Origin of the sequence: Micromonospora sp. BQ11 (assembly GCF_052068135.1) — a bacterium.
Classification (GTDB): domain Bacteria; phylum Actinomycetota; class Actinomycetes; order Mycobacteriales; family Micromonosporaceae; genus Micromonospora.
In genome coordinates this window covers 213,322-234,134 of sequence record NZ_JBQHDB010000003.1, presented here as the reverse complement: position 1 = coordinate 234,134, position 20,813 = coordinate 213,322, and the positions used below count along the sequence as shown (strand labels likewise).

Sequence of the window (20,813 nt, the reverse complement as noted above, 5' to 3'; positions counted from 1 at the left end):
GCATGGTTCTCCACCGTACTGGTCGAAACCTGTGGATGGACGTCGGTGTGGCGGCGCATCGGCCGCGGATGGCGATCCTCGCCGGCACCGGTCGGGGCGGTACGCCGCCCCGATCGGAACGGGCGGTCAGACGTCCGGACCGCCGCGCGCGATGACGTCGCGATACCAGTGGGCGCTCGACTTCAAGGTGCGGCGCTGCGTGGGGTAGTCGACGTGGACGATGCCGAACCGCTTGGCGAACCCTTCCGACCACTCGAAGTTGTCCAGCAGCGACCAGAGGAAGTAACCCCGCAGGTCAACTCCCTCCTCGATCGCGCGGTGCGCGGCCCGCAGGTGGCCACGGAGGAAGTCGACGCGCTGCGGGTCCTGGACCCGACCGTCGGGGTCGGCGTAGTCCTCGTAGGCGGCGCCGTTCTCGGTGATGTAGAGCGGAAGGGGACCGTAGTCGGCGCTGACCCGGTGCAGCAGGTCCGTCAGCGCGTCGGGCTGCACCGGCCAGTCCATGGCGGTGACCGGCACGCCGGGCGGAATCCGCACGTCGGCGCGGAGGGGATCGGAGCTCTCCGGCCGGTCGGCGACGCTGTTGGGCCGGTAGTAGTTGATGCCGAGGAAGTCCAGCGGAGCGTTGATCGCGGCGAGGTCGCCGTCACGGACGAAGGCGTAGTCGGTGTGCTCGCGGTACAGGTCGAGCACGTCCTGCGGGTAGCTGCCCCGGCGTAGGGGATCCAGGTAGAGGCGGTTGAGCTGCCCGTCGACCCGCCGTGCGGCGGCCCGGTCGGCCTCGGTGTCGGTGGCCGGCTCGCAGGGGGACAGGTTGAGCGTGATCCCGACCCGGGTGGACGGGTCCTTCTCCCGCAGCCGGCCGGCGGTCAGGCCGTGGGCCAGCAGGAGGTGGTGGGTGGCGGCGAGAGCCATTCCGGGATCGGCGTGCCCGGGGGCGTGGATGCCGAGCCCGTATCCGCACCAGGCGGAGACCCACGGTTCGTTCAAGGTGGTGACGTGCCGGACCTGGTCACCCAGGGCCTCGTGGACCACCTGCGCGTAGTCGACGTACCGCAGCGCGGTGTCCCGGGCGGTCCAGCCGCCCCGGTCCTCCAGGGACTGGGGGAGGTCCCAGTGGTAGAGCGTCAGGAACGGCTCCACGCCTCGCCGGTGCAGCCCGTCGACGAGCCTGCGGTAGAAGTCCAGCCCTCTGCGGTTGACCTGGCCGGCGTCGTCGATGACCCGCGGCCAGGCCACGGAGAACCGGTAGGCGTCGACCCCCAGATCGGCCAGGAGGTCCAGGTCCTCGTCGACCCGGTGGTAGTGGTCGCAGGCGATCGCGCCGGTGTCGCCGTTGCGGACGTTGCCGGGCTTCGCGCTGAACACGTCCCAGATCGACGGTGTGCGGCCGTCCTCGGCGACCGCGCCCTCGATCTGGTACGCGGCCGTCGCGGTGCCCCAGACGAAGCCCTGCGGAAAGGGGAACATCGACACACCTCCCCCGATCGAAAGCCTTTCGATCGCCTCGCCAGCCTATGCTGCCCGGGACGTACGATCAACCAGGGTTGCCGTGAGCGACCCGAAAGGAGAGGTGGCGTGGCTGCTCACCGCCCGACTCGGCCGACCCTGGCCGCCATCGCCGTCGAGGCGGGCGTCTCCGCGCCCACGGTCTCCAAGGTGCTGCGGGGGCGCTTCGACGTCGCGGAGCGGACCCGGGAACGGGTCGCCGGCCTGCTGGAGAAGTACGGCTACGACGTCGACCGGACGGTGCGCGGCTCCGGCGTCCTCGACCTGCTCCTGGCGGACCTGCGCAGCCCGTGGGCCGACGAGGTGGCGCGGGCGGTCGTCGAGACGGCCGCCGAGGCCGACCTGGGCGTCGTGCTGTCCACCTCGAAGGCCCGTCGCAGCGGCAGCGACTGGCTGGAACTCATGCTCGCCCGCGGCACCGAGGGCCTCATCGCGGTGGTCGACCCGCTCGGGCCGGGGGTGGGGGAGCGGCTGACCAGCTGCGGCGTGCCGGTGGTGCTGCTCGACCCGCTCGGCGAGCCGGCCGCAGGGCTGCCCAGCGTGGGCGTCACCAACTGGCAGGGCGGGCTGAGCGCCGCCGAGCACCTCGCCCGGCTCGGCCACCGCCGGATCGCGGTCATCGGCGGCCCGGAGACCTTCTGGTGCACCCGGGCGCGGATCGACGGCTGGCGGGCCGGACTGATGGCGTACGGCATCGAGCCCGACCCCGTCCTGGTGCGCTTCGGTGACTTCACCGAGACCGGCGGCCGGCGGCACGCGCTGGACCTGTTGGACCTGCCGGACCCGCCGACGGCGATCTTCTGCGGCAATGACGAGCAGGCTCTCGGCGCGCTGCACGCCTGCCGGGAGCGGGGCCTGGACGTGCCGGGAGACGTCTCCCTCGTCGGCTTCGACGACGTGCCGATGGCCGGGTGGCTGACCCCGAGGCTGACCACGGTTCGCCAGCCGCTGGAGGCGATGGGTGCCGAGGCGGTGCACCTGCTGCTGCGGCAGCTCGACGGCGGGCAGGTGCAGGGCGTACGCGTCGAGCTGGCCACCTCGCTGGTGCTCCGGGACAGCACCGCCCCGCCGCGCTGACCGCGGGGCCGGTTACCTCCGCATCCCGGGACGGGGGGATCAGGGGTGTCGGTCGGTCAGCCGCCAGGCCAGCGGACCGAGCCCCCGCCGGTCCAGCGGGGCTCGCGGGTCGCGCCCACCGGTCCGCCATGTCGAGGGGGGCTGGCCGTAGCGCAGCCGGAACCGGCGCGAGAAGTACAGCGGGTCCTCGAAGCCCACGGTGCGGGCGATCCGGGCGACGGTCAGATCGCTGCGGACCAGAAGGTCTGCCGCGAGCGACAGCCGGACCAGTTCCAGGGCGACCCCCGGTGGCGTGCCGTACCGGGCGGTGAAGAGCCGGGACAGGTGGGCCGGCGACATCGCGCAGGCCCGGCTCAACTCGGCGAGGGAGACTGGCCGAGGCCCGGCGGCCCAGGCCGTCGCCACCGCGTCCAGCAGGCGTTCGACCGGGTCGTGCCGTACTCGGGACGGCGGCGTCAACGGGCCGTTGCCGAACAGGTCGACCACCGCACCGACGACCTGCGCGATTCGGGGATGGGTGGCGCCGTGGTGGCCGCCGACCCACAGCAGGTAGCGCAGCAGAGCGGTGATCGGGTCGTGCTCGGTCAGTCGGCGCCGCCACGGCCAGTCCACCGGCTCGGCGCCCGCCGGCAGGGTGAAGTGCACATAGCCGTGGTGGGTGGTCCGGTGACCGCTCCACCGGAACTCGTCGTGCAGCCCGGGCCGGGCGAGCAGCAGCTCACCGGGGCGCAGAGTCAGCGCACCGTGGCGCCCGGCGTGCCGCCAGGTCCACCGCGCCTCGCCACTGAGCAGCCACACCAGTTCGAAGTCGGCGAGCCGCCGTGGGCCGTACCGTGCACCCGGCGGGTAGGCGACCACCGAGGGGCCGGCCACCACCGAGACCTCGGCGCCGGTCCACGTCACGATCGTCCATGGGCGGGGCCGGAAGCTCCATGGCCAGCGACCTGCGGCGGTCGAGATGCTTGCCGCGTCGTCGCTTCCCGGGAGGAAACCACCATGGCATCCATCATCACTCCGTCCATCTCCGCCCCGCCCGACTGGGCGCGGCGGTTCCACGCCGACGGCTACCTCGTGCTGCCTGACGCCCTCGCCCCCGATGAGGTGCAGCACCTGCGGGACGAGGCCCTGCGCATCTGCCGGGGCGAACGCGGCCGGGTGGCCGGCCTGCGACCCGCCGGCCCAACGGACGACGACGAGGAGGTGATCCGCCGGCACGCCTGCGTCCACTTCCCGCACAAGCTGTCCCGCCCGGTGCACGACATGCTGGCGCACCCGGCGATCGTCGCCGTCCTCACCGCCGTCGTCGGGCCGAACGTGAAGGCCATGCAGTCCATGCTCTTCACCAAGGGTGAGGGGCGACCCGGTCAGGCGTGGCACCAGGACGAGTTCTTCATCCCCACCCGGGACCGCTCGCTGACCGCCGCGTGGATCGCTCTCGACGACGCGACCGTGGACAACGGGTGCCTCTGGGTCCTGCCCGGCTCACACCGTCCGGGCGTGATCTACCCCGACCGCGAGCACGACGACGCCCGCTTCGACTGCACCAGCGAGGCGTACGACTTTCCCTACCGGGACGCCGACGCCGTCCCGGTGCCGGTGCGCGCCGGCTCGATCGTCGTCTTCAACGGGTACCTGCTGCACCGGTCGCTGCCCAACCGCGTCCCGCGCGGGCTGCGGCGGGCCCTGGTCAACCACTACATGAGCGCCGAGTCACTGCTGCCCTGGTTCACGCCGCCGGCCGGCACCCACATCGGCAAGTGGGACTACCGCGACGTGGTCATGGTCGCCGGCCGGGACCCGTACGCGTACAAGGGCTGCCCCGACCTGTCGGAGCCGCTGATCCGGCCGGACCGTGACGGTGGCTGCGCCCGCTGAACGCCTACGTGGCCGGTCCGGTCCGCGCGGTCGGAAGATGTCCGGGTTGAGATCGCGCAAAACTTGATTCATTCCAGAAAACTGGACTATGGTCGTCGCGTGACGCCCGACTTCGAGACCCAGTTGCGGGCGGTCTCGTTGCGCGTGACCCGGCCCCGGTTGGCGGTGCTCGCGGCGTTGCGCGACCACCCGCACGTCGACACCGACACGGTGATCGCGCTGGTGCGGGCGGATCAGCCCACGGTCTCCCACCAGGCGGTGTACGACGTGCTGCGGGCGCTCACCGACGCCGGTCTGGTGCGGCGCATCCAGCCGGCCGGTGCGACCGCCCGGTACGAGTCGCGGGTCAGTGACAACCACCACCATGTCGTGTGCCGCTCCTGCGGCGCGATCGCCGACGTCGACTGCGCCGTCGGCCATGCTCCCTGTCTCACCGCCTCGGACGGCCACGGTTTCGTGGTCGACGAGGCGGAGGTCGTCTACTGGGGCACCTGCCCCGACTGTGCGGCCGAACGCACCTTTCAGTAATCCGTCAGTTCGGAAGGATGTAGATGAGCGACACCCAGGGCAACACGCCCTCCAGCGCGCAGGGCGTGGACAAGAAGGCGGCGGCCGGCTGCCCGGTCGCGCACGACTCCGTGACCGCGCACGGCAGCGAGAGCGAGAACCCGGCGATCGACTCGCCGACCCCGAAAACTGGAGGTCGTCCGCGCACCAACCGCGACTGGTGGCCCAACCAGCTCGACCTTTCGGTGCTGCACGCCCATTCGTCCAAGGTCAACCCGCTGGGGCCGAGCTTCAGCTACGCCAGGGAGTTCGCCAAGCTCGACGTCGAGGCCGTCAAGCGGGACATCACCGAGGTGCTCACCACCTCGCAGGACTGGTGGCCGGCCGACTTCGGCCACTACGGCGGCCTGATGATCCGGATGAGCTGGCACGCCGCGGGCACCTACCGCATCCACGACGGTCGCGGCGGCGCCGGCGACGGTGGCCAGCGGTTCGCCCCGCTCAACAGCTGGCCCGACAACGCCAACCTCGACAAGGCCCGCCGCCTGCTGTGGCCGGTCAAGCAGAAGTACGGCCAGAAGATTTCGTGGGCCGACCTGCTCGTGCTCGCCGGCAACGTCGCCCTGGAGTCGATGGGCTTCAAGACCTTCGGCTTCGGCTTCGGCCGGCAGGATGTCTGGGAGCCCGAGGAGATCTTCTGGGGTCCGGAGGACACCTGGCTCGGCGACGAGCGCTACGTCTCCGAGAAGGAGATGGCGGCCGACGTCGGGGCGACCGAGATGGGTCTCATCTACGTCAACCCGGAGGGTCCCAACGGCAACGCGAACCCGGCCGCGGCGGCCCACTTCATCCGGGAGACCTTCGCCCGGATGGCGATGAACGACGAGGAGACCGTCGCCCTCATCGCCGGCGGCCACACCTTCGGCAAGACCCACGGCGCCGGCCCGGCCGACGACCACGTGGGCCCCGAGCCCGAGGGCGCTCCGCTGGAGACGCAGGGCCTGGGCTGGCTGAGCACCTACGGCAGCGGCAAGGGCCCGGACACGATCACCAGCGGCCTCGAGGTGACGTGGACCGACCGGCCGACGCAGTGGAGCAACCGCTTCTTCGAGATCCTCTTCGCCCACGAGTGGGAACTCACCACCAGCCCCGGTGGCGCGAAGCAGTGGGTCGCCAAGGACGCCGAGGCGATCATCCCGGACGCCCACGACCCGTCGAAGAAGCACAAGCCGACGATGCTCACGACCGACCTGGCGCTGCGCGTCGACCCGGCGTACGAGAAGATCTCGCGCCGCTTCCTGGAGAACCCCGACGAGTTCGCGCTGGCGTTCGCCAAGGCCTGGTACAAGCTGCTGCACCGCGACATGGGTCCGGTCAGCCGCTTCCTCGGGCCGTGGGTGGCGGAGCCCCAGCTGTGGCAGGACCCGGTGCCGGCCGTCGACCACGAGCTCGTGGGTGACGCCGCCGTCGCCGCCCTCAAGGCGAAGGTCCTGGAGTCCGGCCTCACGACCGACCAGCTGGTCTCCACCGCGTGGGCCTCCGCCGCGAGCTACCGGTCCACCGACAAGCGTGGCGGCGCCAACGGTGCCCGGATCCGGCTCGAGCCGCAGCGCAGCTGGGAGGTGAACCAGCCGGAGCAGCTCGCGACGGTCCTGGCCACCCTCGAGAGCATCCAGCGGGAGTTCAACGCCGCCGGCGGCGCGAAGATCTCGCTCGCCGACCTCATCGTGCTGGCCGGCTCGGCCGCCGTCGAGAAGGCCGCGCGCGACGCCGGTGTCGAGGTGACCGTGCCGTTCCGGCCGGGCCGCACCGACGCCAGCCAGGAGCAGACCGACGTCGAGTCGTTCCGGGTCCTCGAGCCGCGTGCCGACGGGTTCCGCAACTACCTGCGGTCCGGCGAGAAGACCCAGCCGGAGGTGCTGCTCGTCGACCGTGCCTACATGCTCAACCTGACCGCGCCCGAGATGACCGTCCTCGTCGGCGGCCTGCGCTCCCTCGGGGCCACCGTCGCCGGCAGCCGGCACGGCGTCCTCACCGACCGGCCCGGCGTGCTCACCAACGACTTCTTCGCCAACCTGCTCTCCCCGGGCACCCGGTGGAAGGCGTCGGAGTCCGACGAGCACGTGTACGAGATCCGCGACCTGGCCACCGACGAGGTGAAGTGGACCGCCACCGCGGTCGACCTCATCTTCGGCTCCAACTCCCAGCTGCGGGCCCTCGCGGAGGTCTACGCCAGCGAGGACGCGCGCGACAAGTTCGTCTCCGACTTCGTCGCCGCGTGGACCAAGGTCATGGAACTCGACCGGTTCGACCTCGTCTGACCGCTCCGACCGATGTGCCCCGGCCGATCCCACCAGCGATCGGCCGGGGCACTCACACCAGCTCCCGAACCGCCCGCAGCACCGCGTCCACGTCCGCCTCGTTGTTGGCGATGGTCGCGCCGAATCTGAGGTAGGAGGGTCGGTACGGGGTGCTGGTGGCGATCACGCCCGCCGCGTACAGCCGGCCCACCGCCTCGCCGACCTGCACCCCGGGCATGTCACAGCAGACGATGCCGGCGGAGAGCTCGGACGAGCGCGGGGTGACCAGCCGTACCCCACGCGTCCCGGCCAGGCCGTCCTTCAGCCGGTCGGCCAGCTCCCGGGTGCGCGCGGCGACCCGCTCCGACCCGATCCGGCGGTGGAACTCGAAGGCGTCGGCCAGCGCCCACCGGTGCTCGAAACTGTGGTAGCCCCCGGGCGTGTGCGCGGGGCCGGCGGACAGCGCCGGCGCGCCCGTACCCCCGGACAGCCAGTGGCCGATGCCGCGCCCGTCGAAGCTGGGGATCACCGGTGTCATGCGGCCCCACGCCCGCTCGCTGCCCCAGACGAGGCCGGTGCCACGTGGCCCGAGCAGCCACTTGTGGCATCCGGAGACCAGCACGTCGCAGCCGAGCTGCGCCGCGGTCACCGCCTCGGCACCGAAGCCGTGCACCCCGTCGACGCACACCAGCGCCTCCGGGCTCCGCGCCCGGACCGCCTCGGCGAGCTGCCGGATCGGCAGCTTGACCCCGGTGCTGGAGTGCACCCAGGTGAGCGCGACGACCCGGGTCCGAGCGGTGACGGCCGCCGCGAGGTTGCCGACCACCTCGTCCACACTCGTCGTCGCCGGGTCCCGGTAGAGGCGCACCCGGCGGACGGTCACCCCGTCCCGCTGGGCCCGCAGCCGCAGCGACTCGTGGGTGGCGTAGAAGTCGTGTTCGGTGGTCAACACCTCGTCGCCCGGACGGAGGCGGACCGCGGTGTAGACCAGACCGAGGCCCATCGTGGTCGAATCAGTCAGGGCGACCTGCTCCGGGCGACTGTCCAGGTGGCCCGCCGCAGCGGTGAGCACCGCCTCGTCGAGCCGTTGCTCGTTGGTGCCCAGGTAACCCACGGCGTCCCGGTCGAGCCCGTCGCGGTGCGCGGCGACCGCTGCGCGGACCGGCGCGGGGTGCGCCGAGAAGACGAACGTCGCCAGGTGTGCACGGGTGCGGTCGAGCGCGAACTGTCCGCGTACGCTCTCCCAACTCGCCGGGTCGAGGGTCGGCGCGGCGCTCGCCGGGGCGGCGGCCGAGGGGGCAGCGGATCCCGCCCGGTCCGCCTCGCAGCCGGTGGCCAGACCGGTCACTCCGGCTGCCGCGGTTGCACCGAGCAGGTGTCGTCGGGTGAGCTGCATGCCGTCCATCGTTCACCGGCGATGTCACGTACAGGTCACCGACGACCCGGCCGGGCCGGGCTCGCCCTACCGGTTGTCGTTCCTGCGTCGGTCCTCGCGGACGACGTACCGGATCGAGCGCAGGGTCGCATCCGGCGCGAAGATCGCCGCGTACCACCGGTCCAGGGTGGCGCGCAGGTCGGTGAGAGTGGACTGGAGCTGGCGGATCCGCTCATCGGCCACCCGGAGCTGCTCGCGGTTGGTCTGGGCCTCGGTCTCCAGCTCGGTCATCCGCGTACGCATCGGCTGGACCAGGGTCAGTGCGGTGTCGGTGAGCAGGTCGGCCGCCTCGGCGCGGAACTTGCCCCGTTGCATCAGGACGGCGGCGATGGCGGTGAGTCCGCCGGCCCCGCCGAGGACCCCGAGTACCGACAGCAGGATCTGGACCCAGGGAGGCGCGGGCGTCGTGCCGGGCGGAGGTGTCATGGGAGCCCGCCGAGGGCGTCGGCGTGGTACGGCTGCCGTGGCCGCATCAGCCGTCGGAGGTCACGGACGATCTCCCACCCGCGCCAGCACGCCCCGAGGGCCACGGCGGTGATGAAGGAGGCGGCCACGACGGCCATCCGCCCGGAGATCACCCACAGGGCGACGGCGTACATGCCCATGACGGTGCCGAGCATCAGCATCGACGCCAGTTCCAGGCCGAGACGGGTGGAGCACCGGCCGGGCCACAGCAGGCCGGTCAGGCCGAGCAGACCGGCCGCGATCAGTCCCACCTGCCAGCCGATGCGGACCGGCCCGGGCATGGCCATCTCCACCGAGGGCGGTCGCACCTGCAGGGTGAGCATCAGGATCCCGCACACCGGCGCGGTGAGGATGATCGCGTGCTGGAAGGGCCGTTGATGACGCCAGATCCGCTGCTTCGGCACCGCATGCTCCTCAGGGTCGCCCGCCGGGTGGCCCCCGCACACGGTCCGCGATCGGAGGTGTGTGCGGTGTGGGGACGACGGCTAGCACCATTGGTGGCCGACACCTCAGTCATATCACCGCCGCCTTCGACCACGTAGTGATGAGATCCGACATAAGGGCAGGTCAGAGCGGCTGATCGGGCTGTCTTCGCCGGTGGGTCGGACATCGCCGTCACTCGTCGCGTCGTGCCGCTGCCGGGCCGGCCGTGGGCCGGCTCGTGACGCCGTTGCCGGACGTCGCCGGGGCCGCCGCGACGCCGACCGCCTGCCCGACGGCGATGGCCATCAGCAGCCACTCGTCGGCGCGCAGGCCGCCGAGGATGGCCGTGACGAGGACCTGCAGGGCGGCCAGCAGTGCGGCGACGGCCGTCTTCGTCCAGCGGTAGCGCGGTGCCAGGGGGACGACGTACACGCCGACGGCGCTGGTCGCCGCTATCGCGACGGCGACCCACTCGTCGGGGTCGACACGCCCGTCACCCGACGACGTCACATACAGCGTGGTGACGGCGGCGAAGGCGGTCGCGGCGAGCGCCTTGCCGTACCTGCGCAGGAAAGCGTCCATGGTGCACGTCCGATCGTGAGGATTCCGGACCGGTCGGTTCGGCAGGCGACAACGCTGGGGTGCACCTCGACTATAGGCACGCCCTCCGTGCGAATTGCCAGGTCAGAAGCCTGTTGATCTCACATGGACGGCGGCCGGATCGGGCGTGGCGCACCGACTGTCCGTGATCTGACCGACGGGACGGGAGGACGCTTCAGCCGCTCGTTCCCACCACGGCGTCGACCTCGAACTCCACCAACCACGCCGGATCGATGAAACCGGAGACCTCCACGAACGTGCACGCCGGTCGTATCTGAGCGAACCGTTCGCCGTGCGCGCGCGCCGCCTCTCGCCAACGGGTGATGTCGACGAGCATGACCCTGGTGCGGATGACGTCCGCCAGCGTCGCCCCGGCCTCGCGCAGGGCCTGCTCGGCGATGTCCAGGCACCGCACGGACTGCGCGTACACGTCTCCCGGACCGGCGGCGGTGCCGTCGTCCGCGATCGGCGCGGTGCCGGCCACGGACACGTACGGCCCTATCCGTACGGCGCGGGAGAAGCCGATCTCCGGTTCCAGCGGTGATCCTGACGTGACCAGACGGCGCAACGACGTCACGGTACCGATCATCGCAGTGCGATCGTCGTGTTGGCCAGTCACTGCGTGTCACCTTCGCGATGCGATACCGACCGTGACGGTGCTTCACTCGCGCGCACGCGCCTCCCGCCGCTTTGCTCTGCACCCCAGGACGCGCCACGACGTTGAACAGGGGCTTCTCGTTGTGGGGTGAGGCCTACCTCCGGCCCCACCGTGACTCCCCGTCACCGGTGCGTATCGGGGTGCAGAGCAAAGTGGCGGAGGAGATGGTCCGAGAGTTGCTCGGATGTCGCGCAGCGTGGCGTGCCCGGGGCTCGCCGAAGGTCACACCGTGACATCCACAGCCATCGACCCATGGTCGACCGGCCTCACGGACCGTACTGTGTGGACACAACGGCGCGCGCCACGGCGCCGAGCCTCCCTCCGACACTGCGAGGACCGCCCGTGAGAAGACTGCTCGCCAGTGGCGTCATCGCCGTTCTGGTCGCCACCCTCGTGGGTACGCCGGCACGCGCCGCGGAACTCGACGTCGTACCGGTCGACTGGGCGCGGTTCACCGCCGCCCTGCCGACCGACGGCAACTCCACGCTGGCGCGCAGCGTCCTGCTGTCGACCAACAAGTACGCCCTGGGCACCTGGTGGACGGGCAACTTCGGCTCACAGACCGGCACGTACCTGACCCTGGGTGGCACGGGCGAACACCAGGTGCGCCCCCCGGCGAGTCAGGCGTACGCGCTGGCGATCTCGCTGAAGACCGGCGCCTACGATCCGCAGGTGACCGGCGTGAGCCGGGCCGACGCCCTGGCCAGGGCCGAGAGGCTGACCACGTCCGTGGCGTACCGGCACCGCGCGAACTCCTCCGGTGGTTGGGGCGCGGGCTGGCAGAGCGCGTACTGGGCAGCCCTGGCCGGCACTGCCGGCTGGCTACTGTGGGACGACCTGTCGAGCACCGACCGCGCGTACGTGCGCGCGATGGTCATCTCCGAGGCCGACCGGTTCATCGGCTACCGGGTGCCGTATTACCGCGACGCGGCCGGCACCGTCGTGACCGCCGGTGACAGCAAGGCCGAGGAGAACGCCTGGAACGCCATGCTGCTCAACCTGGCCGTGGTGATGCTGCCTTCGCACGGCCACCGGCACGCCTGGCTGTACAAGCTCACCGAGCTGCAGCTCTCGGCGTTCGCCCGGCCACAGGACACCACCTCGACCACCCGGTACAACGGACGGGCGATCAAGGACTGGTTGTACGGGTCCAACGCGAACGCCGACGCCACCGTGACCAACCACGGTTTCGTGCACCCCGACTACATGGCCACCATCGACCAGAACACCGGCGGTGCCCTGATGTGGTCCCTCGCCGGTCAGGCGGTCCCCGTCTCGGCGCGGTACGGGGTCGACCGGGTCTACGACGCCTTCGTGGACCTGACGTTCACCTCCCCGCCCTACGCGAGTCCGGGCGGCACCATGTACGTGCCGGGCAGCGGTGACGCCTACTACCCGCAGAGCAACGACTGGGGCACCGGCCGGCGGGCGCACTTCGCCACCGTCGACGCGCTCGCCGCTCTCTACGGCTTCGACCAGTTCGCCTCCGTCAAGGCCCCGGTGTGGGAAGCGCTGCACGCGGGCAGGGTCCAGGAGATGCAGGCCCGGTCCACCGACGGTCGCACCTACACCAGCTCCGGCGAGGACACGTACACCGGGCGCGAGTCGTGGGTGGCCCGGCAGGCGGCGACCTCCTGGTTGGCGAAGTTCGTCAAGGCGCAGTCGGCCTTCCGCACGGCCGACCCCGTCCACTCCGTCGTCGTCGACAACGAGGACCGGGAGGCGGCAGTCCGGTCCGGCACCTGGACCGTCGGCACGTCCGGCGCCCGGATCCTGCGTACCGAGCACTACCACGTCGCCGGCAGCGGCTCCAGCGCCTTCCGCTTCGCGCCGCGGCTGAGCGCCACCGGCTCCTACCGGATCTACGCCTGGTGGAACGCCTACCCCAATCACGGCACCAACGTCCCGTACCTCGTCCGGACCTCCGACGGCGCCACCACCACCGTCCGGGTGGACCAGACCGCCAACGGCGGACGCTGGAACCTGCTGGGCACGTTCTCCCTGGCCGCCGGCTCCAGTTCCTTCGTGGAGGTCACCAACGACGCCAACGGCTACGTGGTCGCCGACGCCGTACGGTTCGAACCGGCCTGACCGCGGGCGAAGCCGCCTGAGCGGGCGTCCCCGCGTCCTGTCCGTCCGGGGCCACCGCCGTGGTACCAGCTACCGGCCGTCCCGCAACAGAGCGGCCGCCGTCGCCGCGTCCGGGAGCCCGGCCGTGTCTCCGCGCCGGCCGACCACCGCGGCGGCCAGCCGGCTGCCCAACCGGGCTGCCGCGACGGTGTCCGCTCCGGACAGCCGGGCGGCGAGGTAACCGCCCGCGAACGCGTCACCCGCGCCGACGGGGTCCACGACGCGGCGAGCGTCGCTGGGCAGATGGACCACGACACCGTCGGCGAGGACGAAGCAGCCCCGCTCGCCGGCCTTGAGGACGGTCTCCCCGGCACCCGCCGCCGCGGCGGCGGCGAAGACCGCGTCGGGCTCGCTCACCCCGAACAGCGGACCGGCCTCGTCGACGCCCAGGATCAGGAAGTCGGCGTACGGCAGGAGCGGTCGCAGCCGTGCCGCCTGGTCCCGCACCGGACCGAGAGCCGGACGCAGGTTGGGGTCGAGCGCGAACCTGCTCCCGGCCTGCCGTGCCGGTCCGGCCAGCGTGGTGACCGCCGCCAGCGGACCCGGGCCGAGCGCGGCGGTGATACCGGAGACGGCGACCACCCGGGGTCGGGCGGCGAGCAGGCGTGCCGCGTCCGAGACGTCCATCGCCGCCGCCGCCGAGCCGGCCCGGTAGTAGTGCACGCGGCGGTGGCCGTCGGGGCGGACGTCCTTGAGGAAGAGCCCGGTCGGGCGGTCCGGGTCGATTTCGACGAGGTCGCTGGCGATGCCCAGCTCGGTGGCCTCGGCCAGCAGTCGTGTCCCGAACGGGTCGCGGCCGACCCGGCTGCAGAACCCGGCGCGCAGCCCCAGCCGCGCCACCGCCGCGCAGAGGTTGAACTCGGCCCCGGCGACGTGGACCTCCAGCGTGGCGGCCGACTCCAGGTGGTCGCCGTCCGGCGGCTGGAGCAGGACCATCGCCTCACCGAAGCCGACCACGTCGGGTCGGTCGGTCACGTCAGCCACCGGGCGCGCAGATCGGCGCGGAGGAACGCCGCCGGAGACGCGATGGACAGCCCACCGTCGACCGGCAGGGTCACCCCGGTGACGAAGCCCGCGTGGGCGAGGAAGTGCACGGCCGCTGCGACCTCGTCGGGTGTGCCGGTGCGACCGAGCGGGTAGCCGGCGGCCGCGTCGTCGACGGCATCGCCGATCATGCCCGGGGCGACCGCGTTGACCCGGATCCCGCGTGGTCCGTACTCCAGGGCCAGCTGGCGTACCAGCCCCTCCACCCCGGCCTTGGCGGCGGCGTACGCGGGGACCCCCGGTGCGGCAAGGAACGCGTTCACCGAGCTGACCGCGACGATCGCGGCCCCGTCCGGCAGCAGCGGCAGCGCCGCCCGGGTGACCGCGAACGCGGTGCCCAGCGTGGCGTCCAGGGCGGTGCGCCACTGCGCGTCGGTGGTCGCGGTGACGGGACCGACCGGCATCGCGGCGGCGGCGAGCACCACCACGTCGAGCCGACCGGCGGCGGCGATGGCGGCCCGTACGGCGGTGTCGGCGCCGGCTGCCGTCGCGCAGTCGACGACCGCGGTGTGGTCGTACCCACCCCGGTCGACGGGGTCGAGGGCCGCGCCGACGGTGATGTCGCCGCCGGCCTGGAAGGCCCGGCCGATCGACGCGCCGATGGGGGAGCTGGCGCCGACGACCAGCACGCCGCGGCCACTCATCGGCTCACCCCGGCACCGGACCAGGGCCGGACGGCGACCCGGCCGGTCACGCCAGGTCCAGGTCGGCGAGGATCGCGTCGAGCGCGGCGAGGGTCGCCGGGTCGGCGTCCACGGCGGGCGGTCGTACCGTGGCGGTGTCGATGACGCCCCGGCGGACCAGCACGTGCTTGTGGATCGACCAGGCGATGCCGGGCTGGAGCCCGAAGCGGATCAGGGGGAGCACCCGGTTGAAGGCCGCCCGGGCGGCGGCCGGATCGGAGGCGTCGAGCACGGTTCGCAGCAGATCGGGGAACTCGCAGGCGGGCATCGTCCCGGCGGCGCCGCGGTCGTACTCCTCGAGCAGGAACAGGGCGTTCTGGCCGCCGAGGACCAGGCAGTCCGGGGCCACGGCGGAGACCACCGCGCCCAGCTTCGGGGCGGTGGGCTGGGTCTCGACCTTGACCGAGGTGACACCGGTCAGCTTGGACAGTTCGGCGATGAGGGGCACCGGCATGGTGACCCCGGTCGAGGCCGGGGCGTCCTGCACCATCACCGGCAGGCCGCCGTCACCGGCCACCGTCCCGTAGAAGTCGACGATCTGTGCGGGGTTCGGCTTGACCATGTGCGGCGGGATGAGCATGGCCACGCTGGCGCCGGCCTCGGCCGCCGCGGCGGCCTGCTCGACCGCCTCGCGGGTGCCGGTCGCGCCGACCCCGGCCACCACCGGCACGCGCGGACCGACCCGCGCGGTCACCACCCGGAGGATCTCGGCGCGCTCCCGTGCGGTGAGGGCGAAGCCTTCGCTGGCGAACCCGAACACGGCGACCCCGTCGACGCCCGCGGACACCTGGAAGTCGACGAGCCGGGCCAGCGAGTCGAGGTCCAGCTCCCCGTCGGCGCGGAACGGGGTGGCGAGTACCGGGATGAGACCGCGTACGTCGGTGGAGCGGGTCATGAGTCCTCCATCAGGGTTGCCAGGTCGACGTCGACGCCCAGGCCGGGCGCGTCGGGAAGTGCGAAGGAGACGGGGCCGCCGGCGAGCGGGGCGGTCAGGATGGTGTCGGCCACGGCCATCGTCGTGGGCTGGTACTCGAAGGCGGGCATCGCCTCGACCGCCGCGGCGACGTGCAGTCCGGCGGCCACCGCCACGCCGAGGCCCACCGAGTGGTGCGGCGCGACCGGTACGTGGTGCGCGGTGGCCAGCTCGGCGATGGCCATGGCCTCGGTGATGCCGGTGCGGGCCACGTCGGGTTGGCACAGGTCGACGGCGCGGGCCGCCAGCCAGGTGCGGAACTCGTAGCGGTTGCGCAGTGCCTCACCGATCGCGACGGGCGTGGTGAGGGCCGCGGCCAGCTCCCGGTGTCCCTCGACGTCCTCGGGGACCAACGGTGCCTCCAGGAACCAGGCCCGCCGCTCGTCCAGGGCCCGGCCCAGCCGCAGCGCGTCGGCCAGGTCGTACGCCCAGTGGGCGTCGACGGCCACCGTCAGGTCCGGGTGGACCGCGGCGACGGCGTCGTAGGTGGCGAGGTCCGCGTCGACCCCCCGGCCGAGGTGGAGCTTGACCGCCCGTACGCCCCGACCGACCCAGTCCGCGGCGAGGGCGGCGCGGTCGGCGTCGGTAGAGCGGGGCAGGCCCGAGACGTAGGTGGGCACCCGCTCCCGGAAGGCACCGCCCAGCAGGGCGTGCACCGGGACGCCGTGGGCCTTGCCGGCCAGGTCCCACAGTGCGGTGTCGACGGCGGCGAGCGCGTCGGCCTGGTGCCCGACCAGGTGCCCCCGCTCGCGCATCAGCCCGGTCAACCGGCTCCACTGCGGACGTACTCGCCGTGGGTCGGTGCCGATCAGTACGGGGGCCAGCAGCCGATCCACCACCGCGCGGGGAATCTCCGGACCGACCGGGGCCAGGGCCTCGCCCCAGCCGTACCGGCCGTCGCCGGCGGTGATCCGGACCAGCATCGTCTCGAACCGGTCGGAGTAGAGGCTGCGCCAGGGCGGGCGCAGGTAGTAGCCGTCGTCTCCGCCGGGGTCGGGCCGTTGCCCGAGGTACGCCTCGGGTGGGCGCACCTTGAGGACCCAGGTCTGCACCCGTTCAATCTTCACAAGCCACTCCCGACAGACGGTTGACCGCTTGCAGCATGCGGGATACCTTGCCGTATCACGCAAGCAATTTCCAGAGAGGCCGGCAGATGGCAGCGGAAACGGGAAGCAATCAGAGCGTCGAGCGGGCCTTCACGGTCCTGCGCGCCTTCACCGCCGGACGGGCCGAGCTGCGGGTCTCCGATGTGGCCAAGGCGGCCGGCCTGGGCGTGTCCACCGCGTCACGGCTGCTCGCGACACTGGAGGTCGCCGGGTTCGTGGACCGGGACCCGATCAGCGGCCTCTACCGCCTGGGGCTCGACGTCGTCACGCTGGGCGGCGCGGTGCTCAACGCCCATCCCGTGCACCGCGAGGCCCGGCAGATCGCGCAGAACCTCGCCGGTGAGCTCGGCCTCGGCGCGAACGTCGCGGTCCGTCGGGACGACCGACTCTTCTACCTGCTCAACTTCGAGGGTCGCCAGTCGCCCCGGGCGTTCGTCCTGTCCGGACAGCGCAATCCGTTGCACGCCACCGGGCTCGGCAAGTCCCTGCTGTGCGGGATGACCCCCGCCGAGCGCCGGGAACTGCTGCCGGAGGCCGCCCTCGTCGGATACACCCCGCGCACGGTGACCAGCCACGACCAGCTCGACGAGGAGATCGCCCGGTCCCTGGCCCGGGGCTACGCCACCGAGGTCGAGGAGTTGGCGCTGGGCCGGGCCTGCGTCGCGGCGCCGATCCGGGACTCCTCCGGCGCGGTGGTGGCGGCCCTGTCGGTCTCCGGTCCGCTCTCGGCGATCGACCTCGGCACCCGTGAGGCGTCCCTGGCCCGCGCCGTGATCGAGGCGGCGGACTCCATCAGCATCGGGCTGGGCTACGTCGGGCCGGCCCACCTCGCCGCCGAACCCCTCGGGATGCCGGCATGACCACGCCGACCGCTCCCGTACGCCGTGGCCTGTCCGACGGCACGTTCGGGCTGCTGCTCACCTTCCCGGCGCTCGCGCTGTTCGGCGCGGTGGTGCTCTATCCCCTGATCGGCGCGCTTAGCACCAGCGTCTTCGCGCAGAGCCTCGTCGTTCCGGGCCGCACGTTCGTCGGGCTGGACAACTTCCGCGCGGTGCTCGACGGCGAGTTCTGGTCGATCATGCAGAACACGATCGTCTACACGATCGGCTCGACCGTCGCGCCGGTGGTGGTCGGCTTCGCCCTGGCGCTGGCGCTGAACAGCCGCATCCGGGGACGGTCGGTGCTGCGCGGGCTCTTCCTGTTTCCCTGGGTGATCCCCGGCGTGGTCGTCTCCTTCGTCTGGCTCTGGATCTTCAACGCCAACTACGGCCTGCTCAACGGCATCCTGGTCGGGCTGGGTCTGGTGGACGACCCGATCACCTGGCTCGGCGACCCCGGCACCGCCATGGCGGCGATCATCGTCGCCAAGACCTGGGCCAGCTTCCCGTGGATCATGGTGATGCTCCTTGCCGGCCTGCAGACCATCCCCGCGACGCTGACCGAGGCGGCCAGCCTCGACGGCGCCGGCCCGGTCGCCCGGTTCCGGCACGTGACGCTCCCGCACCTGCGGGGGATCCTCGGCATCGTCGTACTCCTGGAAGTGATCTGGAACCTCCAGCACTTCGACATGATCTACGTGCTCACCGGCGGCGGCCCCGCCGGCTCCACCACGACCTTCGCCGTCGCGGTCTACGACACCGCGTTCAAGGGGTTCGACCTGGGCAAGGCCAGCGCGCTCGGCGCACTCTGGCTCGTGCTGATCATGGCCCTGGTCGTGGTCTACGTCCGGATCAGCGAGCGGGGTGAGCAGGCATGACGATGACAGCCGCACCGCCGGACACCGCCTCGGCGGCGCCGCCGGCCGTCCCCGCCCCCCGCCGCCGACGCCGTCCGCCGTCCTGGGGCGCCATCGTCACGGTCGCCGTCCTGGGCGTCTTCGCCTTCGGGCCGGTCTACTGGGTGGCGGTGACGGCGTTCACGCCGACCGCCGACGTCTTCCGGTTCCCGCCCCGGCTCTTCCCGGAACGGCTGACCGTCGAGAACTTCAGCACGCTGTGGGACAACCCGGTGCTGCTGCGCTACCTGGTAAACAGCCTGATCGTGTCGACGCTGACCGCCCTGCTCACGGTCGTCGTCTCCGCCTACACCGCCTACTCGTTCGCCAAGTTCCGCTACCGCGGCCGGCGCTCGCTGATGTACCTCGTCCTCGCCTCGCAGATGTTTCCGCAGGCACTCCTGCTGATCACGCTCTACCTGGTCTTCAGCCAGGTCGGGCTGCTCAACTCGTACCTCGCGCTGATCCTCTCCTTCACCACGTTCACCCTGCCGCTGTGCATCTGGATGCTCAAGGGATTCTTCGACACCATCCCGGACGAGCTGATCGAGGCGGCCAAGGTGGACGGCGCCGGCCAGGGCGCCATCATCCACCGGATCCTGCTGCCGGTGTCCCTGCCCGGACTCGTCGCCACCGGCCTGTTCGCCTTCATCCGTGGCTGGAACGACTTCATCTTCGCCCTCACCCTCGCCGGGCCGGAGAAGCAGACACTCCCGCCCGGCCTGGTGAACACGTTCCTCGGCGAGGTCGAGACCGCCTGGCCGGCGTTGATGGCCGCATCGTTGGTCGTCTCGCTGCCGGTCGTGATCGGCTTCGCCGTCCTGCAGCGCTATCTCGTCGCCGGACTCACCGCCGGCGCCGTCAAGGGCTGACCTTCCCCCACCACCCCGTCCACAACTGGAGACGCAGATGTCCGACCAGTTCTCCCGCCGAAACCTGCTCAAGCTCCTGGGTGTCGGCGCCGGTCTCGCCGTCGCCGGCCCGACGCTCGCGGCCTGCGCCCCGTCCGGACCGACGGAGTCGTCCGGCGGCCTCACCGACGACGACGTCAAGCAGTTCCCGTTCACCACCTGGGCCGCGAACGAGGCGGTCACCAAGGAACCCCTCGCCGCCCTGATCAGCCGGTACACCGGGGCGAACGGCGGCACCAGCATCCAGACGCCGTCGTACCCCTACAACGACTACCTCAACCAGTTGCTGCTCCAGGTGCAGGGCGGTCAGCTCAAGGGCGCCATGCAGCTCGACGTGGCCTGGCTGGCCACCCTCGCCGCCACCGGCAAGCTGGCCGACCTGGGCAGCGTCGCCGCCGGCCAGGACTACACCGACGCCGCGCTCGCGCTCGGGAAGGTCGATGGGAAGCAGGTCGGCCTGCCGTGGACCCAGGCCGGCATCGGGCTGATCGGCAACCAGGAGATCCTCACCCGGGCCGGGGTGAGCGCCCCGCCCACGAGCGTCGAGGAGTTCGAGGCGGCGCTGCGCGCGGTGAAGGGCCTCGGCGGCGGCATCGTGCCGTACGCCGCCATGACCAAGGTCGACCAGCTCAAGGACATCATCGCCTGGATGTGGACCTTCGGCTCGCCGGTCGTCGAGAACGGGCGGATCGTCGTCGACGACGAGGGCAGCGTCGCCGCCCTGACCTGGTACAAGAAGCTCTACGACGAGAAGCTGATCGCGGCCGACGTCAACCGGGTCGACGCCCGTGCCCTGATGTCGCAGGGCAAGGCCGCCTTCTACGAGGACGCGATCAGCGGCCGGGCGGCCGTGACCAAGTCCTCCACCGACAGCGCCCTCGGCGACAAACTCCGTCCCGTCGCCCGTCCGGTCCGCGCTGCCGGCGACAAGCCCCGTCACCTGGCCTGGGGGCACGTCATCGCGGTCGTCAACGCCGAGGGCGGCGCCGCGGCGGCACAGTTCGCGAAGACCCTCACCACCGACCCGGCGTACAGCATGGAGTGGTTCGCCAAGGCCGGCCTGCCGCCGACCACCAAGGCCGGTCTGGCCGCCTCCGACGTGCAGCAGAACGCCTTCGCGGCCGCCTTCACCCGGGAGATCGCGGCGAACTCCACCGCCGGCCCGTTCTGGATCTACCCGCAGTTCTCCCAGATGGAGAAGGTGCTGGCCGAGAAGGTGCAGGCCGCGCTCATCGGCCGGTCCTCGCCCAAGGAGGCGCTGACCGAGGCCCGCGAGCAGATGTCGTCACTGATCAAGTGAGCCCGGCCGCCGGGGCGGTCCGACGGACCGCCCCGGCGCAGCA

20 protein-coding genes are annotated in these 20,813 nt (G+C 72.0%); 9 read left to right on the top strand and 11 right to left on the bottom strand.

The features are described 5' to 3' along the window. Window positions 1–126: 126 nt before the first annotated feature. Window positions 127–1,470 (bottom strand): GH1 family beta-glucosidase, encoded by a 1,344-nt coding sequence (locus ACTMSW_RS08195; RefSeq protein WP_441179905.1) that lies wholly within the window; start codon window positions 1,468–1,470, stop codon window positions 127–129. A 108-nt stretch (window positions 1,471–1,578) separates the two neighbouring features. On the opposite strand from ACTMSW_RS08195, the gene ACTMSW_RS08190 reads away from it, so the two are divergent. After that, window positions 1,579–2,586, top strand: coding sequence for a LacI family DNA-binding transcriptional regulator (locus ACTMSW_RS08190; RefSeq protein WP_441179904.1), 1,008 nt, complete (start codon window positions 1,579–1,581; stop codon window positions 2,584–2,586). A 39-nt stretch (window positions 2,587–2,625) separates the two neighbouring features. On the opposite strand, the gene ACTMSW_RS08185 is transcribed toward ACTMSW_RS08190, so the two are convergent. Further along, on the bottom strand, window positions 2,626–3,489 hold the full coding sequence (locus ACTMSW_RS08185; protein ID WP_441179903.1) for a helix-turn-helix transcriptional regulator: 864 nt from the start codon (window positions 3,487–3,489) through the stop codon (window positions 2,626–2,628). 93 nt (window positions 3,490–3,582) lie between these two features. Here ACTMSW_RS08185 and ACTMSW_RS08180 point away from each other — a divergent pair, with 93 nt between their 5' ends. From ACTMSW_RS08180 to katG, 3 genes are all read left to right on the top strand, one after another. Further along, the gene (locus ACTMSW_RS08180) at window positions 3,583–4,461 is read left to right on the top strand and encodes a phytanoyl-CoA dioxygenase family protein (protein WP_441179902.1); all 879 of its coding nucleotides are present in this window, start codon (window positions 3,583–3,585) and stop codon (window positions 4,459–4,461) included. A gap of 99 nt (window positions 4,462–4,560) precedes the next feature. After that, the gene (locus ACTMSW_RS08175) at window positions 4,561–4,989 is read left to right on the top strand and encodes a Fur family transcriptional regulator (protein ID WP_441179901.1); all 429 of its coding nucleotides are present in this window, start codon (window positions 4,561–4,563) and stop codon (window positions 4,987–4,989) included. Between the two features lie 23 nt (window positions 4,990–5,012). After that, the gene (gene katG, locus ACTMSW_RS08170; RefSeq protein WP_441179900.1) at window positions 5,013–7,289 is read left to right on the top strand and encodes a catalase/peroxidase HPI; all 2,277 of its coding nucleotides are present in this window, start codon (window positions 5,013–5,015) and stop codon (window positions 7,287–7,289) included. Between the two features lie 52 nt (window positions 7,290–7,341). Here the strand turns inward: katG and ACTMSW_RS08165 are convergent, their stop codons facing one another. The 5 genes from ACTMSW_RS08165 to ACTMSW_RS08145 form a co-directional block, all read right to left on the bottom strand. After that, a complete protein-coding gene (locus ACTMSW_RS08165) occupies window positions 7,342–8,664 on the bottom strand; it encodes an aminotransferase class V-fold PLP-dependent enzyme (RefSeq protein ID WP_441179899.1) in 1,323 nt (440 codons plus the stop codon). A gap of 66 nt (window positions 8,665–8,730) precedes the next feature. Beyond that, complete coding sequence (locus ACTMSW_RS08160; RefSeq protein WP_441179898.1) at window positions 8,731–9,129, bottom strand: hypothetical protein; 399 nt, start codon at window positions 9,127–9,129, stop codon at window positions 8,731–8,733. Further along, on the bottom strand, window positions 9,126–9,572 hold the full coding sequence (locus ACTMSW_RS08155; protein ID WP_441179897.1) for a hypothetical protein: 447 nt from the start codon (window positions 9,570–9,572) through the stop codon (window positions 9,126–9,128). The genes ACTMSW_RS08160 and ACTMSW_RS08155 overlap by 4 nt, the downstream gene beginning before the upstream one ends. A gap of 211 nt (window positions 9,573–9,783) precedes the next feature. Continuing rightward, window positions 9,784–10,173, bottom strand: a complete 390-nt coding sequence (locus tag ACTMSW_RS08150) for a hypothetical protein (RefSeq protein ID WP_441179896.1) — start codon at window positions 10,171–10,173, stop codon at window positions 9,784–9,786. Between the two features lie 193 nt (window positions 10,174–10,366). Continuing rightward, entirely contained in the window at window positions 10,367–10,780 is a 414-nt protein-coding gene (locus tag ACTMSW_RS08145) for a RidA family protein (protein WP_441179895.1), read from the bottom strand. 411 nt (window positions 10,781–11,191) lie between these two features. Here ACTMSW_RS08145 and ACTMSW_RS08140 point away from each other — a divergent pair, with 411 nt between their 5' ends. Continuing rightward, on the top strand, window positions 11,192–12,940 hold the full coding sequence (locus ACTMSW_RS08140; RefSeq protein WP_441179894.1) for a golvesin C-terminal-like domain-containing protein: 1,749 nt from the start codon (window positions 11,192–11,194) through the stop codon (window positions 12,938–12,940). Window positions 12,941–13,009: 69 nt separating this feature from the next. On the opposite strand, the gene ACTMSW_RS08135 is transcribed toward ACTMSW_RS08140, so the two are convergent. Genes ACTMSW_RS08135 through ACTMSW_RS08120 form a run of 4 tightly spaced genes read right to left on the bottom strand, consistent with a single transcriptional unit; the run spans window position 13,010 to window position 16,746 of the window. Beyond that, window positions 13,010–13,954 carry a sugar kinase gene (locus tag ACTMSW_RS08135; protein WP_441179893.1) on the bottom strand — a complete coding sequence of 315 codons (945 nt, stop codon included), beginning with the start codon at window positions 13,952–13,954 and terminating at the stop codon, window positions 13,010–13,012. Continuing rightward, the gene (locus ACTMSW_RS08130; protein WP_441179892.1) at window positions 13,951–14,667 is read right to left on the bottom strand and encodes an SDR family NAD(P)-dependent oxidoreductase; all 717 of its coding nucleotides are present in this window, start codon (window positions 14,665–14,667) and stop codon (window positions 13,951–13,953) included. The genes ACTMSW_RS08135 and ACTMSW_RS08130 overlap by 4 nt, the downstream gene beginning before the upstream one ends. Before the next feature lie 46 nt (window positions 14,668–14,713). Next, window positions 14,714–15,601 (bottom strand): dihydrodipicolinate synthase family protein, encoded by an 888-nt coding sequence (locus ACTMSW_RS08125; RefSeq protein WP_441179891.1) that lies wholly within the window; start codon window positions 15,599–15,601, stop codon window positions 14,714–14,716. Beyond that, complete coding sequence (locus tag ACTMSW_RS08120) at window positions 15,598–16,746, bottom strand: mandelate racemase/muconate lactonizing enzyme family protein (RefSeq protein WP_441179890.1); 1,149 nt, start codon at window positions 16,744–16,746, stop codon at window positions 15,598–15,600. The genes ACTMSW_RS08125 and ACTMSW_RS08120 overlap by 4 nt, the downstream gene beginning before the upstream one ends. Window positions 16,747–16,832: 86 nt before the next feature. On the opposite strand from ACTMSW_RS08120, the gene ACTMSW_RS08115 reads away from it, so the two are divergent. The 4 genes from ACTMSW_RS08115 to ACTMSW_RS08100 are packed head-to-tail and all read left to right on the top strand — an operon-like array spanning window position 16,833 to window position 20,770. Further along, window positions 16,833–17,645 carry an IclR family transcriptional regulator gene (locus ACTMSW_RS08115; RefSeq protein WP_441179889.1) on the top strand — a complete coding sequence of 271 codons (813 nt, stop codon included), beginning with the start codon at window positions 16,833–16,835 and terminating at the stop codon, window positions 17,643–17,645. Beyond that, window positions 17,642–18,541 carry a carbohydrate ABC transporter permease gene (locus tag ACTMSW_RS08110; RefSeq protein WP_441179888.1) on the top strand — a complete coding sequence of 300 codons (900 nt, stop codon included), beginning with the start codon at window positions 17,642–17,644 and terminating at the stop codon, window positions 18,539–18,541. Before ACTMSW_RS08115 ends, ACTMSW_RS08110 begins: the two co-directional genes overlap by 4 nt. Then, the gene (locus tag ACTMSW_RS08105; protein ID WP_441179887.1) at window positions 18,538–19,431 is read left to right on the top strand and encodes a carbohydrate ABC transporter permease; all 894 of its coding nucleotides are present in this window, start codon (window positions 18,538–18,540) and stop codon (window positions 19,429–19,431) included. The genes ACTMSW_RS08110 and ACTMSW_RS08105 overlap by 4 nt, the downstream gene beginning before the upstream one ends. A 37-nt stretch (window positions 19,432–19,468) precedes the next feature. Continuing rightward, complete coding sequence (locus ACTMSW_RS08100) at window positions 19,469–20,770, top strand: sugar ABC transporter substrate-binding protein (protein ID WP_441179886.1); 1,302 nt, start codon at window positions 19,469–19,471, stop codon at window positions 20,768–20,770. Window positions 20,771–20,813 lie beyond the last annotated feature (43 nt).